Origin of the sequence: Chitinophaga sp. MM2321, from assembly GCF_964033635.1 — a bacterium.
Classification (GTDB): domain Bacteria; phylum Bacteroidota; class Bacteroidia; order Chitinophagales; family Chitinophagaceae; genus Chitinophaga.
This window is the reverse complement of sequence record NZ_OZ035533.1, coordinates 6,021,955-6,036,944: the sequence shown is the minus strand read 5'-3', so window position 1 is coordinate 6,036,944 and position 14,990 is coordinate 6,021,955. Positions and strand designations below refer to the sequence as shown.

Genomic DNA, 14,990 nt, shown 5'->3' with positions numbered 1-14,990 from the left:
CGTTATTTTTTATCTTTTTCAATCATCTTCATGAGTTGCTTTAGTTCATCCGGGCTGATTTTCTCTTCCTTCGCGAAATAGGCCAGCATATTGAGATAGGAGTTGTCGAAAAAAGTATTCAGCACTTTTTTCATGAAGGTTTGCTTGTAGCTTTCCTTGCCTACGACGGGGTAGTATTCGTAGGAGCCGCCATATTCATGATGCGCCAGAAAGCCTTTATCTTCCAGCCTCTTCATGAGCGTAGCAATAGTGTTATAATGGGGTTTTGGGTCGGGAAGCTGCTCTATCGCATCTTTAACGAATGCTTTCTCCAGGTCCCACATCACCTGCATCAGCTCTTCTTCTTTGCGTGATAATTTCTTCATGACACGAATCTATAACTATTTTTGTAGTTTAAAAACTATTTTTGTAGTAATTAAACTATAATTATAGTAACGTGTTGGTTAACAATGTAATATAAGGTAAAAAAACTATCCCCACACCTTTGTGCCTTCGCTGCAATTTGCGCAGATATCGATGTTTTTACGGGTATCGAGTATCTGACTACGGAAACGGATATACTCTTTATTATGCCATAGTTCTTTAAAGGATTCTTTTTTCAGATCGCCGAGGCGGTGTTGCGCATCTTTATCAAAGCAGCAGGGAACCACCAGGCCATCCCAGGTAACTACCGGTGAATGCCACAAACGCCAGCAATGGTTGCTCAGCTTATTTTTGATGGCATAGGTACCGTCTTCATTACGATGGTAGCGGGAGTATTTATCTATAGTAGGAATTAACTTGTTGCCTTCTTCATAATCATACACCTGCGCTGTTTTAAACCGCACCTGGTCTACACCTATTTCTTTGGCCAGCCTTTTAATATCTTCTATCTGATGCTCATTGGGCTTCACAACGAGGAACTGGAAAAACACAAATGGTTTTGTGGCGTTCAGTTCCTTTTTCCATTTCACAATATTTTTTGCGCCTTCGATCACCTTATCGAGGTGGCCACCTACACGGTACTGCGTGTATACGTCCTGGGTAGTGCCGTCAATAGAGATGATCAGCCTGTCAAGACCGCTTTCCACGGTTTTCTTTGCATTGGCATCTGTGAGGTAGTGGGCATTGGTAGAAGTGGCGGTATAGATCCCTTTGTCGGCGGCATATTTCACCATGTCGAGGAAGCCGGTATTCAGATAAGGCTCTCCCTGGAAGTAAAAGATGAGGTATAGCAGTTCCTTTGAAATCTCGTCGATGGTTTTCCTGAAAAAATCCTGTTCAAGCATCCCGGTAGGGCGCGTAAACGCTCTGAGACCGCTTGGGCACTCCGGGCAGCGCAGGTTGCAGGAAGTAGTAGGCTCAAAAGAGATAGAGATGGGGTACCCCCATTGAACCGGTTTATTGGTCCACTTGCTCATAAAATAACTTCCCAGCACTTTACCAGCATTCCAGGCACGACGGAACGTGAATTTGGAAGCAAGGTTCAGGGTATCATTCAGGTTAAAATCAGGCATATAAAAATCACTTGACCGCTGTAAAAGTAGCTTCTTTAAACAAATTATAACCTATACTTGCTGTAAAAAAAAGGACTGTGGGCATTATTGCAGCATACTTTCCCCATTCCCTGGCACTAACAGCAACAAAGTGAAAAGCATCTGGATCAGATTATTATTAATAGCATTGGCCGTGGTGGCTTATATATGGTGGCGTGAACGTGATAAGCGGATTGAATTTGTGCGGTATGAAGAATTTGGGATCGATATGCCGGTAAATTATGACATCCATGGGATTGACGTTTCCAAATTCCAGAAAGAGATCAACTGGCACGCAGTAAAGCAGATGCAGGTGGAGAATATTCGTATATCCTTTGCCTTTATAAAAGCAACAGAAGGGATTACCCGTCAGGATGCAGCCTTTAAACAAAACTGGGACAGGGCCGGCAAGGCCGGATTGGTAAGAGGGGCGTATCACTTTTTTTATGCTACCCGCGATCCCATCAAGCAGGCGATCAATTTTCAGAATGTGGTGGCGTTGCAATCCGGCGACCTGCCACCGGTGCTGGATATAGAAACAAGCAATAATCAGCCGGCAGCGGTGATCCGCAGTACAGCAAAGATATGGCTCGAAGAAATGGAGAAAGTATATAAGGTAAAGCCAATCATCTATACGAATATTCATTTCTATGAAACGTATCTTGGCAGTGAGTTTGATGATTATCCCCTGTGGATAGCCCATTACTATCAGAAAGAGCGTCCTGCTTCAAAAAGAGCCTGGCTCTTCTGGCAGCACAGTGATATTGGCAGGGTTAACGGTATCAAAACTTCCGTTGACTTTAATGTATTTAAAGGAGATAGTTCAGACCTGGTTAAACTGTGTATCCCTTAAAGTTGTTGAAATAAGTAATTATGGAAGAAGAACCGGAAAAACCAGTAAAAGACCCGAATAAATTAGACAGAGAGCTTTTCTTTTTCTTGATAAAGATCATGCGCACCATATTCGTTGGCTTTTTCTGGATGATGATTAACGTATTCCTGGGCTTGTACCTGGGATTTGCCGTGCCGGAGGAGTCCACCAAAGGCCGGATGATCTTCTTTTATGCCTGGTTCGGCATCTCTCTGGCGGCTTATCTGTACATGATCTGGCGTTTCTGGCGGAAAAAGATGAGTGCCCCTGATTATTGAGTTACGCTTCTTCTCCCTAATTCCATGGTCCAGTCTTTATCATACAGGCCAATTCCCACTTCTGTGAAATTTGCATCCATCATATTCTTACAGTGCTGGGGACTGCTGAGCCATCCCATAATAACGGCCTGTTCTTCCATTTGGCCGCTGGCAATATTTTCCCCGTATTTATTCCAGCGGTAACCGGCGGCGTCCATGCGGGTACCGGGTGTAGAACCATCCAGTCCGGTATGATCAAAGTATTGATGGAGCGCCATGTCTTTACTATGGAGGTAGGCGGCTTTTTCCAGTAAACCACTCCAGGTGAGCGGGCCTACGGCGGGCATCTTCACATCACCACAGTTGCAGCCGCGGCTACGTAATCCATTTACCAGTTCTATGAGTGCGGTACGGTCTATCTTATTCTCGGGTATGGTGAGTGTGTCCGTACCATCCTTTACAAAGGGCGACGGCTTAATAGCTGCGTCTTTAGCACAGCCTGAAAAAATAGAAAATGCCAGCAGCAGCATGGCTATACAAATAATTCTCCCGGACATAACCAGTTATAAGTTATTGATGAATAGATACCGGGTTCTAAATAGGACTTGAATTAAAACTAAAGTGGCTTTTAGGAGGATTCGGATTAAAACTACTCTTGGCTGATCAGCGGTTATGGGTTAAAACAAATTGTGACCCGAAGGTACTGCGTTGTCCTGAAAAATAAAGGTCGTTTTTGCAAAGCTAATGTTAACGGACGCTGCTATATTTTCGCAGTTGTTCCCTTCTTTTCCCATTTGCAGGAAGGATATGGGGAATGGATACCACGTATCCTGTTCTCTATAATGCTAATAACCACTGTTTTCTGGTTGGAATAATGTTTGTCGCATGACAAGGGTATCTATTTTATCATTTCATCTGCAAAAAAAGAGATTATGAAAAAGAAAAAGGGGGAGCAGGATGTGCAGACGTATCAGCAAAACGACAAGAAACCGGTAAAGATATTGGACACAGATAAGGCAACTAACACCCGTAATCCGCTTCACGGTGATTTATCCGGTACGCCGGAAAGTGAGAATAAAGCGGTGAGGGATGATGAGAAGAATAAAAAAAGAAATAAAAAAGATAATAAAGACGCATTCCATATCCTTTGAGAAACCTGATCAAGTTTTTAATATTAAGAAGACGATGTAATAGTCATAGTTTCTTCTTTAATGTTGTGGTGTATAGCGGCCATCCTATTCTTAGGATGGTTTTTTTATGGTCAGCTGCTATGATCTGCTATAATCTTCCATTCTCCTTTGATCTTCTTTAACACCAGGCTGAAATGCCCCTGCAGGTCGCCGATGCTGCGTTGCAGGTGCCATTTGCCAATGACCAGGTAGACATCTGCCGCCAAAGGCTTGAATTCCAATAATTTAAAATCGAGTTTGCCCATGGCCTTTTTGTCCGGATAGGTTTTATTGTACCTTTCCAGCGTAGCCTGCCAGCCGTAGGTAACGCCACTTTTCCCGATGAACAGCAGGGAGTCGGAGTGCCAGTAAGTTTGCATAAAAGCGGGCACATCGCCCTTATTCCAGGCGGTTGTTTGGGTGGCCATGAGGGCTTCTATCTGTTGCCGGTCGGTCTGTTGTGCCTGTAGACAGGGCATGCAGAGCAAGAGGGCGCTTCCGGAAAGAATCAGATACAGTATAAAACGCATGTTAAATTTTTAGCAAAAGATAATCAGTTTTTACGATGTAACGCAACCCTGATTATAGTAACTTTGCAGCACTATTTAAAATCATCTCTTTCAAATTATATTTTAAAATCAATAGTTTATGCCGGGATACGAACTATTTGGCGACGAAGAAAGGAAGGAAGTAAACGATGTACTGGAAACAGGAATCATGATGCGTTACGGATTTGATGGTCCGCGTAAAGGGATCTGGAAAGCAAAAGAGCTGGAACAGGCTATTTGTGACAAACTGGATGTACGATACACGCAGCTTGCCTCCAGCGGTACGGCTGCATTAACTACGGCTATGGCGGCCCTGGGACTGGGTGCCGGCGACGAGATTATCATGCCCACTTTTACTTTTGTGGCCAGCTTTGAATCTATATTTTCAGTAGGAGCTACCCCGGTGCTGGTAGACATTGACGATACCCTTACCCTCGACCCCAAAGCGGTGGAAGCCGCCATCACTCCCCGTACAAAGGCTGTTATGCCGGTACATATGTGTGGCGCTATGGCTGATCTGGATGCATTACAGGCTATCTGCAAAAAACATAATCTCCTGCTGCTGGAAGATGCCTGCCAGTCGTTTGGAGCTTCCTATAAAGGAAAGGCCCTCGGCTCTATTGGCGACGCAGGAACATTTTCCTTCGATTTCGTGAAAACGATCACCTGTGCAGAAGGCGGCGCTATTGTCACCAATAACAAAGACGTTTATACAAAATGTGATGGCTATACAGATCATGGTCACGATCACCTGGGTGTGGATCGTGGTGCAGACCTGCATCCGTTTATAGGATATAACTACCGTATTTCGGAACTGCATGCCGCTGTAGGGCTGGCACAGGTCCGCAAGCTGGATCACTTCCTGGAAGTACAGCGTAAAACAAAGAAAATATTTAAGGATGCACTGAGTGCCATACCCGGTGTAACTTTCCGCCGTTTACCGGATGAAGCCGGCGATAGTGCTACTTTCCTGTCTTTCTTCCTGCCAGACGCCGCGCAGGCGCGCAGTGCTGCCGAAGCGATGAAAGCAGCCGGTTTACCAGCCTTCTACTATTATGACAACAACTGGCATTATATCCGCCAGTGGGATCACTTCAAAGAAGGAGCCGCGTTAACGCCGTTTGCACCCGGTTTGAAGCAGGCCATGGAAATCTACAAAACAAAAGAATTCCCGGCATCCGATGCTGTTATCGGCAGAAATATCTCCACACCCATCAACCTGTCATGGAGTGATGCGGAAATCCAGGAAAGAAAGGAGAAAATGGTGAATGCAGTTAAAAGCGCCTTATAAAATTTCAACCATGAAAAAAATAGCGTTGATACCTGCCCGTTATGGAGCTACCCGTTTCCCTGGTAAAATGATGGCCCTGCTGGGCGGAAAAACAGTGATCCTCCGCACTTACGAATCTACAGTAAACACCGGCGTTTTTGATGATGTAATGGTGGTAACAGACAGTGAGGACATCTATAATGAAATAGTAAGTCATGGCGGCAAAGCCGTTATGAGTAAGAAAGAACACGAATGCGGTACGGATCGTATAGCCGAAGCCGTTGTAGATATGGATGTGGATATAGTGGTGAATGTGCAGGGAGATGAACCATTTACCCAACGGGAGCCGCTGGAGAAATTATTGAAAGTATTTGAAGGGGAAGCAGGCAGGCAGGTGCAGGTAGCATCGCTGATGCAGGAGTTGAAAGACCCGGAGCTGGTGGAAGACCCCAACTACGTGAAAGTGGCGGTGGATAAGAATTCCAACGCCCTGTTCTTTTCCCGTTCTGTGATTCCTTATCCACGCGATAAAGCCATAAAAACTGTTTACTACGAGCATATCGGGATCTATGCTTTCCGTAAGCAAATGTTGCTGGACTTCACACAAATGCCCATGACGCCATTGGAATCTGTCGAGAAGATTGAGTGTTTGCGGTACCTGGAAAATGGTATTCCTATGAAGATGGTGGCGACTACTTATATGGGCGTAGAAATAGATACGCCGGAAGACCTGAAGAAAGCGGCGAAATTTTTATAACATCTAACTAATATGGGTATATGAAATTCAGGAATTTTAAAATGGTGGATTACGTAATTTATGGCAGCGGATGTTTTGATCAGCTGGACGAAATACTAGCCCCCAAGCGCAAAGGCGATGCACCCATGATATTCTTCGTGGATGCGTGGTTCCAGGATAAGCAGGCGTTTTTGTCGCGCATACCTTTACAGGGGAAAGACAAAATTGTGGTGATTGATGTAACACACGAACCTAAAACAACGGATGTAGATAAAATCCGTGATGAACTCCTGGCTGAGTTTGGAGAGGTATCCGGTATCATTGGTATCGGCGGCGGCTCTGTTATGGACATGGCCAAAGCGGTGGGTCTGATGATGACGAATTCCGGCTCTTCTGCTGATTACCAGGGATGGGACCTGGTGAAAGTGCCGGGAGTATATAAAGTGGGTATTCCCACGATTTCCGGCACAGGCGCGGAAGTAAGCCGTACTTGCGTATTGACTGGTCCTACCCGCAAACTGGGGATGAACTCTGACTTTACCCCTTTCGATCAGATCGTACTGGACCCGGCTTTAACCAGGACCGTGGAAGTAAACCAGCGTTTTTATACTGCCATGGATTGCTTTATTCATTGTGTGGAATCGCTGAAAGGTACTTATCTGAATGCATTCAGTAAATCCTATGGTGATAAAGCGCAGGAGCTTTGTGAAGAGATTTTTCTGGGGAAAGAGCAGTGGGATGATGAGGCAGATGAGAAACTGATGATGGCTTCCTATGCGGGCGGTATGAGTATCGCTTATTCCCAGGTAGGCGTGGCGCATGCGGTTAGTTACGGACTGGCCTACCTGCTGGGTACCAAACATGGTATCGGTAACTGTATTGTGTTTGATAAGCTGGAAGAATTTTACCCGGAGGGCGTGAAGAAATTTAAGGAGATGGTAAAGAAACACAACATCGATATTCCGCAGGGGATTACCAAAGGACTGACAGACGAACAGTTTGAAACGATGATCGATGTATCATTGGGAATGGCGCCACTTTGGGAGAATGCGCTGGGTAAAGGCTGGCAGGGGATCATGACGCGTGAACGCCTGCGTAAGCTGTACGAAAGACTATAAGCTTCATTTATATCTATATTCCCCGGATAAAACAAACGTTTTTCCCGGGGATTTTTTATGCTACGCAGATTCAGTGCGTAGTTATTAACGATATTGCTGATGATGGATATACTCATGTTACTATTATTGGTTGTTACGGGAGTGGCGGCAGTGGTGCTGGGCTACCAGTGTTACGCTGTTGTGCGGCGCCATAAACAACAGCTGGCGGTCAACGGGCAGCAGCAGGAGCGTTATAACCAGTTGGAGGCCCGGCAGGAATACCTGCAAAGCATGCTGGATGATAAACAAATGTTGCTCAGGGAAAAGCAACAGCAACTGGAACGGATCAATGAGGAGTTTTCCGCCCTGATGGCTGAACAGGCGCGGCTGATGGAGCAGAATAAACACCTGCATCAACAGCTGAGCGGGGAGAAGGATCGCCTGCTACAGGTACAACAGGACTTTAAGCTGCAATTTGAGCATACAGCCCAAGTGTTGTTACAGCGTATATCCGGTACGTTTATGCAGCAGAACCAGGTAAAGATGGATGATCTGCTGAAGCCACTGGCAGAGAAAATAGATAACTTCCGGAGTAGTGTGCAGCAGTCGCTTGTAGCAGAAACCTCGCAGCGTGCGGAACTGAAGAGCGAGTTACAGCGGCTGTTACAGCTTAATCAAACCTTGTCTAAAGAAGCGAATAACCTGACCAATGCGCTGAAAGCGGATACTAAAAAGCAAGGCAACTGGGGGGAGATGATCCTGGAAAAAGTACTGGAGGCTTCCGGGCTTGAAAAAGGCATTCATTATTTTACACAGGATGCACAGCGGGATGAAACCGGCCAGTTAAGAATGCCGGACCTGGTATTACAGCTACCCGAAAACCGGCAGCTGGTCATTGATTCCAAGGTATCACTGAAAGCATATGAACAGTATTGCAGCGCAACGGAAGAAGCGGAGCAACAGCAGGCGTTGAAGCTGCATATACAATCGGTAAAGAACCATGTGAGTGAATTGAGTCGCAAAGCCTATCACACATTGTATAACAATACGACTGATTTTGTGATGTTGTTCATTCCTATAGAACCGGCGTACGCATTGGCTATTATGCAGCAGGATGAAGACCTGTATGATTTTGCTTTCCGTAAGAAGGTGATCCTGGTGAGCGTACCCTCCCTATTGGCTACGCTGCGTATTATTGATGCCATGTGGCGCCTGGAGAATCAGAATAAAAATGCAGAAGAGATCGTGCGGCAGGGGAGTGCGTTGTATGATAAGTTTGTGGGCTTTGCAGAAGATATGGGGCTGATAGGAGAACACCTGAAACGTAGTCAGAACGTATACGAAAACGCCATGAACAAACTGACCACCGGTAATGGCAACCTGGTAGGAAGAGCGGAAAGAATGCGCCGCCTGGGGCTGGACAATAAAAAGGCGCTGCCAAAGGAAATGACAGCAGACCTTATTGCACCGGCTGATGAAGCAACGGAAGCAACCAGTTAACGGATCATGTTTTTTTATGCAGTATAATATTTTAAGAAGACGTTGTTCGCCATCAGGACTCTTTCAGGGCCGCTAGTGGCTTCTTGTAGAAGAATGCCAGGTAAAAGGTGGCCAGCAGTGTGATGACGGCAAACAGGTAAAAAGTAGCGGGGAAGTTGGTGGATTTATTGTCATAAACAAAAGCAGAGAAATAGGCACCCAGACCAATACCTGCTTCCATGGCTATATACATGCTGGCGAGTGCGCGGCCGCGGTGTTCCGGCAGGCCGAGGTCTATTGTCCAGGCAGTAATTGCGGGGGAATTGAGTCCTACAGCAATACCATAAACTACCGCGGCAGACAGGAGTAAAGTTCCCGTGTCGGCTAGTCCCATCATAAGCATGGACCCGGCCATCAGTAAAGCAGATATTTTCAATACCGGCACCCTGCCGTAACGGTCAGACACTTTGCCCGCAAGCAGGCGGATACCAATAGAACTGGCCGTAAAGAAAGTAAAGAACACCCCTTTATTCGCGATGCCCAGGAAACTGCTGAAGTCCGGGATGATCGTCAGGATAGCGCCATAGCTGAAGTAAGTCAGGAAGCAGATGATCACCGGTGACCAGACCAGTGGCTCAAAGATTTCATTACCCGATATCTTCAACAGGGAAAAACGGAAACGTTGTTTGTTGACAAGTGTTTCCTTCATACCCACTAATATCACCACAGATAACAGCGCAAATACGGCAGACAGCTGGAACATCACATTTATATTCCACCGCACGGCCATATAGCCGCCAATAGCCGGTCCAAGCGCCATGCCGATGGTACTGGCCAAACCTACCATACCCATCGCCTCCCCGCGCCGGGTAAAGGGTACCAGGTCGGAAACATAAGCAGCCGTTCCGGTGGGTTTAAAACCGGTAGAAAAACCATGGAAAAAACGTAGTAGCAAAAATGCCCCAACAGAACTTACCAGTGGGTACATTAAACTACAAATCACACATACCAGGGAACCGAATATCATGACAGGAACACGGCCGATTGTATCCGTAAGCTTGCCGCTGAATGGCCGCGAAAGTCCGGCCATCAACGTAAATAAACCGATGATATAACCCTTGTAATCCGCGCCACCCATCTTGCTCAGGTAAGCAGGAAGCTCCGGAATCATCATGTTGAAACTGGCCGAAAAGAGGGCATTACTGAGGCACAATAAAATAAACTGCAAGCTGTATATCTTCCCGTTCGACTGATACATAGCGGCAAAATTATGGAGTATGGTACAGTTTTCGCAAAGAAATTGACCACATCGCTACTTTACGAACAAAACGGCAACGTTCCCTGTTTATATTAACCGGCGGTTAAATTATGATATACCTCATGATTCTGCTCCCGTAGATGTCGTAAATTTACTTTAACCAAAAAATTCAATGATATGAAAGTACAAATCGGTGTTTCAGCAGAGCACACAAAACAGATAGCATTAGAATTAAATAAGGTATTGGCAGATGAATTACTTGTGTATGCTAAAACGCGCAACAGCCACTGGAATATTGAAGGCGATAATTTCATGGAAATGCATAAATTCTTTGAAGAACAATATGAAGAGCTGGAAGAATATGGTGACGAGGTGGCTGAATACATCCGTAAACTGGGACACTACGCAGAAGGCCGCTATGCAGACGTATTAAAACTCACCAATCTAGTGGAATCTGAATATTCCAATGATCAGAAGAAACAACTGAAAGAATTACTGGACGACCATGAAACAATTATCCGTAACCTGCGCAGACTGATCGACGAATTTGACGAAAAGTATAAAGATAAAGCCGCCAGCGACTTTGTTACCGGGCTGTTGCAAAACCACCTGAAACTGGCCTGGATGATCCGTTCCTATCTCAAATAATCCTGCCTGAAAGCATATAACAACGTGTTAGTTGCAGCCAAAAACGCTGGTAGCTAACACGTTTTTGGTTTCATTATTTGGCTACATTTGTTTGAGCCTTCATCCCCATAAATATTTTTTACATGGATAATACAAATGATCTCCGGTTGGCCGTATTAATAGATGCTGATAATATCCCTTATCATAATATCAAAGGGATGCTGGAAGAAGTAGCGAAGTACGGTAACCCTACCTTTAAAAGGATCTATGGCGACTGGACCAAACCCACTGTGGCGGGATGGAAAGGCGTATTACTGGATTATGCCATTACTCCCATACAACAGTATAGCTATACTTCCGGAAAAAATGCCACCGACTCCGCGATGATCATCGATGCCATGGATATTTTGTATACGGGACGTGTGGACGGCTTCTGCCTGGTATCGAGCGATAGTGACTTTACCCGGCTGGCTACCCGCTTGCGGGAAGCCGGTATGCGCGTAATAGGTTTGGGCGAGAAGAAAACCCCCAGTGCTTTCCGGGCTGCCTGCGATAAATTTATATACCTGGAAATATTGCAGGTGCGTGAAAAGAAATCAGATCCTGATAAACCAAAGTCAGCCAAAGACAAACAAAAGGGTATCAGCAAAGCAGACAAAGAATTGATGGAACTGTTGTCTGCCAGTATCAACGATATAGCAGACGAGGATGGCTGGGCTTACCTGGGTGAGCTGGGAAACCTGTTGCTGAAAAAACAACCTGACTTTGATGCCCGTAACTATGGCTACAATAAGCTGTTACAGCTGATAAAAAGTTTCCCGAATTTCGAAATTGACATCAGGGAAAGCGGTAAAAAAACCGGTAAACTGGTGTATGTAAGAACGATATAGGAGATGGCATACAGAAAGATTAAAATTCTGAAAGAAGACATTACAAAGGTGGAGGTGGACGCCGTTGTAAACGCCGCAAATACTTCCCTGATGGGAGGTGGTGGTGTGGACGGCGCTATTCACAGGGCCGGTGGGCCGGCTATCCTGGATGATTGCAGGGCCATTGTAGCACGCCAGGGTGGGTGTAACCCCGGCGAGGCAGTGATCACCACAGGAGGACGCCTGCCCGCAAAGTATGTTATCCATACGGTAGGCCCGGTATGGAACGACGGCAATAACCGGGAGGAGGAGCTGCTGGCCAACTGTTACCGGCACTCGTTGGAACTGGCAGCCCGGCATCATTTGAAATCTATCGCCTTTCCCAATATCAGCACAGGCATCTATCATTTCCCCAAGGACCTGGCGGCCAACATCGCCATGAACACCATTGTGGACTACCTGGAACAGGATAGTTCCATTGAAGAAGTGATCCTGGTGTGCTTTGACGATGAAAATCTCCGCTATACACAGCACTATTATAACCAGTATATCAGACCTGAATAATATTGTTGTGCCGGTAAATTATAAAAGGAAAGGCTCCCCATCAGGGAGCCTTTCCTTTTATAATGCGGTTGTAAAAAACAGGGGAATGATTAGATCTTTGCGTACTTCACCCAAGCATACAGAAACATCAGCGCAAAAACTGCGATGGCTACGGGTGTCAGATAATGACCAATGGCATCGCCAACTTTGTAAAAGTTAGTGGTCTGTACTACTGTTAAAAGATTCATCAACATAGTATAATGATTTTAAATTATTTCTGGATGCAAATTAGAACTTTCGGGGCAATTTCCCAATCCCGATTCCTGTTACCATGCTATTAATTGCTGGATACACTTGTCCAGTCTTGCTTTGGAGAGAAAATTTTTTTCCAGCGCCGCCGCAAAAGGCACGGGTGTATCGAGGCTGGCGCATCGTATGACGGGGGCATCGAGGAGATGGAAGCAGTGTTCTGCTATCCAGGCACTTATTTCGGCGCCAAAGCCACCGGTGAGCGTGTCTTCATGCAGTACCAGTACTTTGCCGGTAGCGGCTACTGCATCCCGGATGGCGGGATAGTCCAGTGGCAGCAAAGTACGGAGATCGAGGATGGCGATGGATAAAGCCGGGTGTTGTTGTGCATATTCCAGCGCCCAGTGTACGCCGCTGCCGTAAGTGATAATGCTCACATCATCTCCGGGCTGTACCAGCCTGGCTTTACCGATTTCCACCGTATAATAGCCATCGGGTACCTGGCCGCTAACACTGCGGTAAAGCGCCTTGTGCTCAAAGTACATGACAGGGTTGGGATCTGCAATGGCAGCGGTGAGTAACCCTTTGGCATCTTCCGGCGTGGCCGGATATACGACCTTCAATCCGGGAACATGGGTAAACCAGGCCTCGTTGCTTTGGGAGTGGAAAGGGCCGGCGCCCACGCCGCCACCGGCAGGCATACGGATCACCACATCGGCGGGCTGTCCCCAGCGGTAATGTATTTTAGCCAGGTTGTTCACCACCTGGTTGAAGCCGCAGGTAACGAAATCGGCAAACTGCATTTCCACCATGCTCTTGAAGCCGGCAATTGATAAGCCCAGGGCGGCGCCTATGATGGCGCTTTCACAAAGGGGCGTATTGCGTACCCGCTCCCGCCCGAATTGTTCCACAAATCCTGCTGTAATTTTGAAGGCGCCGCCGTATTCCGCAATGTCCTGTCCCATTAGAATAAGTTCAGGATGCTGCTCCATGGCTTGTTTCAGCCCTTCGGAAAGCGCATCGATAAACCGTTTCTCCGATCTTTCTCCGGTAGCTGCCACGATGGCCGGGGCGGGGGCGTAGATATCTTTTAATTCTTCGCTGGTATCAACAGTAATAGTAGTTGTTGTTAATCCCCTGGCTACATCGGCATCTATACTATGTTTCAGCTCTTCATGAATAGTATGGATGTCATTTTCCGAGAGTAACTGGCTGGTAAGAAGGAAAGATTCGAATTGTGTGATGGGATCTTTCTGGGCCCATTCTTCAAAAAGTGCCGGTGGCACATATTTTACGCCGCTGGCTTCTTCGTGGCCGCGCATGCGGAAGGTGAGGGCTTCAATCAATACGGGCTGTTGTTCTTCAATGGCGTAGGCCCTGGCAGTACGGATGGTTTTATATACGTCGAGGAGGTTATTACCATCTACCTGTATACCTTTCATGCCATAGCCAATGGCTTTATCCACCAGGTTGGCGCAATGATATTGTTCGCTGATGGGGGTGCTAAGGCCATAGCCATTATTTTCTATGAGGAAGATAACCGGCAGGCCCCATACTGCAGCCACATTGAGGGCTTCATGAAATTCGCCTTCGCTGGTACCTCCTTCGCCGGTAAAGGCAAGGGCTACTTTGCTTTCTTTTCTGAGCTGATGTGCCAATGCGATACCATCGGCAATAGAGAGTTGTGGCCCCAGGTGAGAGATCATCCCGCAGATATGATGCTGACGGCTGCCAAAGTGAAAGGATCGCTCGCGTCCTTTGCTGTAGCCGCTTTCGCTGCCCTGCCACTGTTGCAGCAACTTATCCAGTGGCATATCCCTGGTGGTAAATACGCCGAGGTTGCGATGCAGGGGCATGATCCATTCATCTGCATCCAATGCCAGTGTGGCGCCCACGGCGATGGCTTCCTGGCCGATGCCGGAAAACCATTTACTTATCTTACCCTGTCGTAACAGCAGCAGCATTTTTTCCTCTATCAGCCGGGGATATAACAATGCTTTGTAAAAAGACACTAACTGCGCATCACTGAGATCAGACCGGTCAAAATACATGGCGGAGATTTTTTAACAGCACGAAGGTAAGCGGCTAGTTGTTGCCGGCAAGACCAATCAAAACGCTGTTGATGATGGTCATTACAATACTGAACAGCATTGCCCACCAGAAGCCATCTACCTTAAAGCCCGGAACTATTTTGGCTGCCAGCAATATGATCAGCGCATTAATTACAAAGAGGAATAAACCCAGTGTAACAATGGTTACAGGAAGGGTGAAGAGGATCAATAACGGTTTTACCAGGGCGTTCAGCAATGACAGTACCAATGCCAGGATCAGGGCCGTAACAAAGCTGTCAATTTTTACTGCCGGTTTCAACAGGTAAGTCGTTAACATGGCCGCCAGGGCACTTACTAATATACGGATCAGGAAAGCCATAGGAGAAAAATTTAGAGATTTAATTATTTGGGAATTTAGATATTTTGTTTCAAAAAGCGGTCCTGCTTTGAAA

General features: G+C 46.4%; 18 protein-coding genes. 10 read left to right on the top strand and 8 right to left on the bottom strand.

Annotation, left to right across the window (positions count from 1 at the left end; translation table 11 throughout):
* Window positions 1-2: 2 nt before the first annotated feature.
* Both ABQ275_RS23670 and ABQ275_RS23665 read right to left on the bottom strand, forming a co-directional pair.
* Complete coding sequence (locus tag ABQ275_RS23670) at window positions 3-365, bottom strand: BlaI/MecI/CopY family transcriptional regulator (RefSeq protein WP_349315615.1); 363 nt, start codon at window positions 363-365, stop codon at window positions 3-5.
* Window positions 366-470: 105 nt separating this feature from the next.
* Window positions 471-1,496, bottom strand: a complete 1,026-nt coding sequence (locus tag ABQ275_RS23665; protein WP_349315614.1) for an SPASM domain-containing protein — start codon at window positions 1,494-1,496, stop codon at window positions 471-473.
* 130 nt (window positions 1,497-1,626) lie between these two features.
* On the opposite strand from ABQ275_RS23665, the gene ABQ275_RS23660 reads away from it, so the two are divergent.
* The gene (locus ABQ275_RS23660) at window positions 1,627-2,367 is read left to right on the top strand and encodes a glycoside hydrolase family 25 protein (protein WP_349315613.1); all 741 of its coding nucleotides are present in this window, start codon (window positions 1,627-1,629) and stop codon (window positions 2,365-2,367) included.
* A 20-nt stretch (window positions 2,368-2,387) separates the two neighbouring features.
* Entirely contained in the window at window positions 2,388-2,663 is a 276-nt protein-coding gene (locus tag ABQ275_RS23655) for a hypothetical protein (protein ID WP_349315612.1), read from the top strand.
* On the opposite strand, the gene ABQ275_RS23650 is transcribed toward ABQ275_RS23655, so the two are convergent.
* A complete protein-coding gene (locus tag ABQ275_RS23650; RefSeq protein ID WP_349315611.1) occupies window positions 2,657-3,199 on the bottom strand; it encodes a CAP domain-containing protein in 543 nt (180 codons plus the stop codon). The two genes, ABQ275_RS23655 and ABQ275_RS23650, sit on opposite strands and share 7 nt — an antisense overlap.
* Before the next feature lie 375 nt (window positions 3,200-3,574).
* Here ABQ275_RS23650 and ABQ275_RS23645 point away from each other — a divergent pair, with 375 nt between their 5' ends.
* Window positions 3,575-3,793, top strand: coding sequence for a hypothetical protein (locus ABQ275_RS23645; RefSeq protein WP_349315610.1), 219 nt, complete (start codon window positions 3,575-3,577; stop codon window positions 3,791-3,793).
* A gap of 110 nt (window positions 3,794-3,903) precedes the next feature.
* On the opposite strand, the gene ABQ275_RS23640 is transcribed toward ABQ275_RS23645, so the two are convergent.
* Window positions 3,904-4,341 carry a nuclear transport factor 2 family protein gene (locus tag ABQ275_RS23640; RefSeq protein ID WP_349315609.1) on the bottom strand — a complete coding sequence of 146 codons (438 nt, stop codon included), beginning with the start codon at window positions 4,339-4,341 and terminating at the stop codon, window positions 3,904-3,906.
* Between the two features lie 118 nt (window positions 4,342-4,459).
* Here ABQ275_RS23640 and ABQ275_RS23635 point away from each other — a divergent pair, with 118 nt between their 5' ends.
* The 4 genes from ABQ275_RS23635 (at window position 4,460) to rmuC (ending at window position 8,962) form a co-directional block, all read left to right on the top strand.
* Window positions 4,460-5,650 (top strand): DegT/DnrJ/EryC1/StrS family aminotransferase, encoded by a 1,191-nt coding sequence (locus tag ABQ275_RS23635; RefSeq protein ID WP_349315608.1) that lies wholly within the window; start codon window positions 4,460-4,462, stop codon window positions 5,648-5,650.
* A 10-nt stretch (window positions 5,651-5,660) separates the two neighbouring features.
* Window positions 5,661-6,386, top strand: coding sequence for a 3-deoxy-manno-octulosonate cytidylyltransferase (kdsB, locus tag ABQ275_RS23630; protein WP_349315607.1), 726 nt, complete (start codon window positions 5,661-5,663; stop codon window positions 6,384-6,386).
* Between the two features lie 20 nt (window positions 6,387-6,406).
* Complete coding sequence (locus ABQ275_RS23625; protein ID WP_349315606.1) at window positions 6,407-7,483, top strand: iron-containing alcohol dehydrogenase family protein; 1,077 nt, start codon at window positions 6,407-6,409, stop codon at window positions 7,481-7,483.
* A 99-nt stretch (window positions 7,484-7,582) separates the two neighbouring features.
* Window positions 7,583-8,962: a DNA recombination protein RmuC gene (gene rmuC, locus ABQ275_RS23620; RefSeq protein WP_349315605.1), complete on the top strand. Its 1,380-nt coding sequence runs from the start codon at window positions 7,583-7,585 to the stop codon at window positions 8,960-8,962.
* 52 nt (window positions 8,963-9,014) lie between these two features.
* Here the strand turns inward: rmuC and ABQ275_RS23615 are convergent, their stop codons facing one another.
* Complete coding sequence (locus ABQ275_RS23615; protein ID WP_349315604.1) at window positions 9,015-10,199, bottom strand: MFS transporter; 1,185 nt, start codon at window positions 10,197-10,199, stop codon at window positions 9,015-9,017.
* 177 nt (window positions 10,200-10,376) lie between these two features.
* On the opposite strand from ABQ275_RS23615, the gene ABQ275_RS23610 reads away from it, so the two are divergent.
* From ABQ275_RS23610 to ABQ275_RS23600, 3 genes are all read left to right on the top strand, one after another.
* Window positions 10,377-10,847, top strand: a complete 471-nt coding sequence (locus ABQ275_RS23610) for a DNA starvation/stationary phase protection protein (protein WP_349315603.1) — start codon at window positions 10,377-10,379, stop codon at window positions 10,845-10,847.
* A gap of 122 nt (window positions 10,848-10,969) precedes the next feature.
* The gene (locus ABQ275_RS23605) at window positions 10,970-11,716 is read left to right on the top strand and encodes an NYN domain-containing protein (protein WP_349315602.1); all 747 of its coding nucleotides are present in this window, start codon (window positions 10,970-10,972) and stop codon (window positions 11,714-11,716) included.
* A gap of 3 nt (window positions 11,717-11,719) precedes the next feature.
* The gene (locus ABQ275_RS23600; protein WP_349315601.1) at window positions 11,720-12,259 is read left to right on the top strand and encodes an O-acetyl-ADP-ribose deacetylase; all 540 of its coding nucleotides are present in this window, start codon (window positions 11,720-11,722) and stop codon (window positions 12,257-12,259) included.
* An 89-nt stretch (window positions 12,260-12,348) separates the two neighbouring features.
* Here ABQ275_RS23600 and ABQ275_RS23595 read toward each other — a convergent pair whose 3' ends face one another.
* The 3 genes from ABQ275_RS23595 to ABQ275_RS23585 all read right to left on the bottom strand — a co-directional run bounded on the left by ABQ275_RS23595 (window position 12,349) and on the right by ABQ275_RS23585 (window position 14,917).
* Window positions 12,349-12,492, bottom strand: a complete 144-nt coding sequence (locus ABQ275_RS23595) for a hypothetical protein (protein ID WP_349315600.1) — start codon at window positions 12,490-12,492, stop codon at window positions 12,349-12,351.
* Window positions 12,493-12,564: 72 nt separating this feature from the next.
* On the bottom strand, window positions 12,565-14,538 hold the full coding sequence (locus ABQ275_RS23590; protein WP_349315599.1) for a thiamine pyrophosphate-dependent enzyme: 1,974 nt from the start codon (window positions 14,536-14,538) through the stop codon (window positions 12,565-12,567).
* Between the two features lie 34 nt (window positions 14,539-14,572).
* Entirely contained in the window at window positions 14,573-14,917 is a 345-nt protein-coding gene (locus ABQ275_RS23585; protein ID WP_349315598.1) for a phage holin family protein, read from the bottom strand.
* Window positions 14,918-14,990 lie beyond the last annotated feature (73 nt).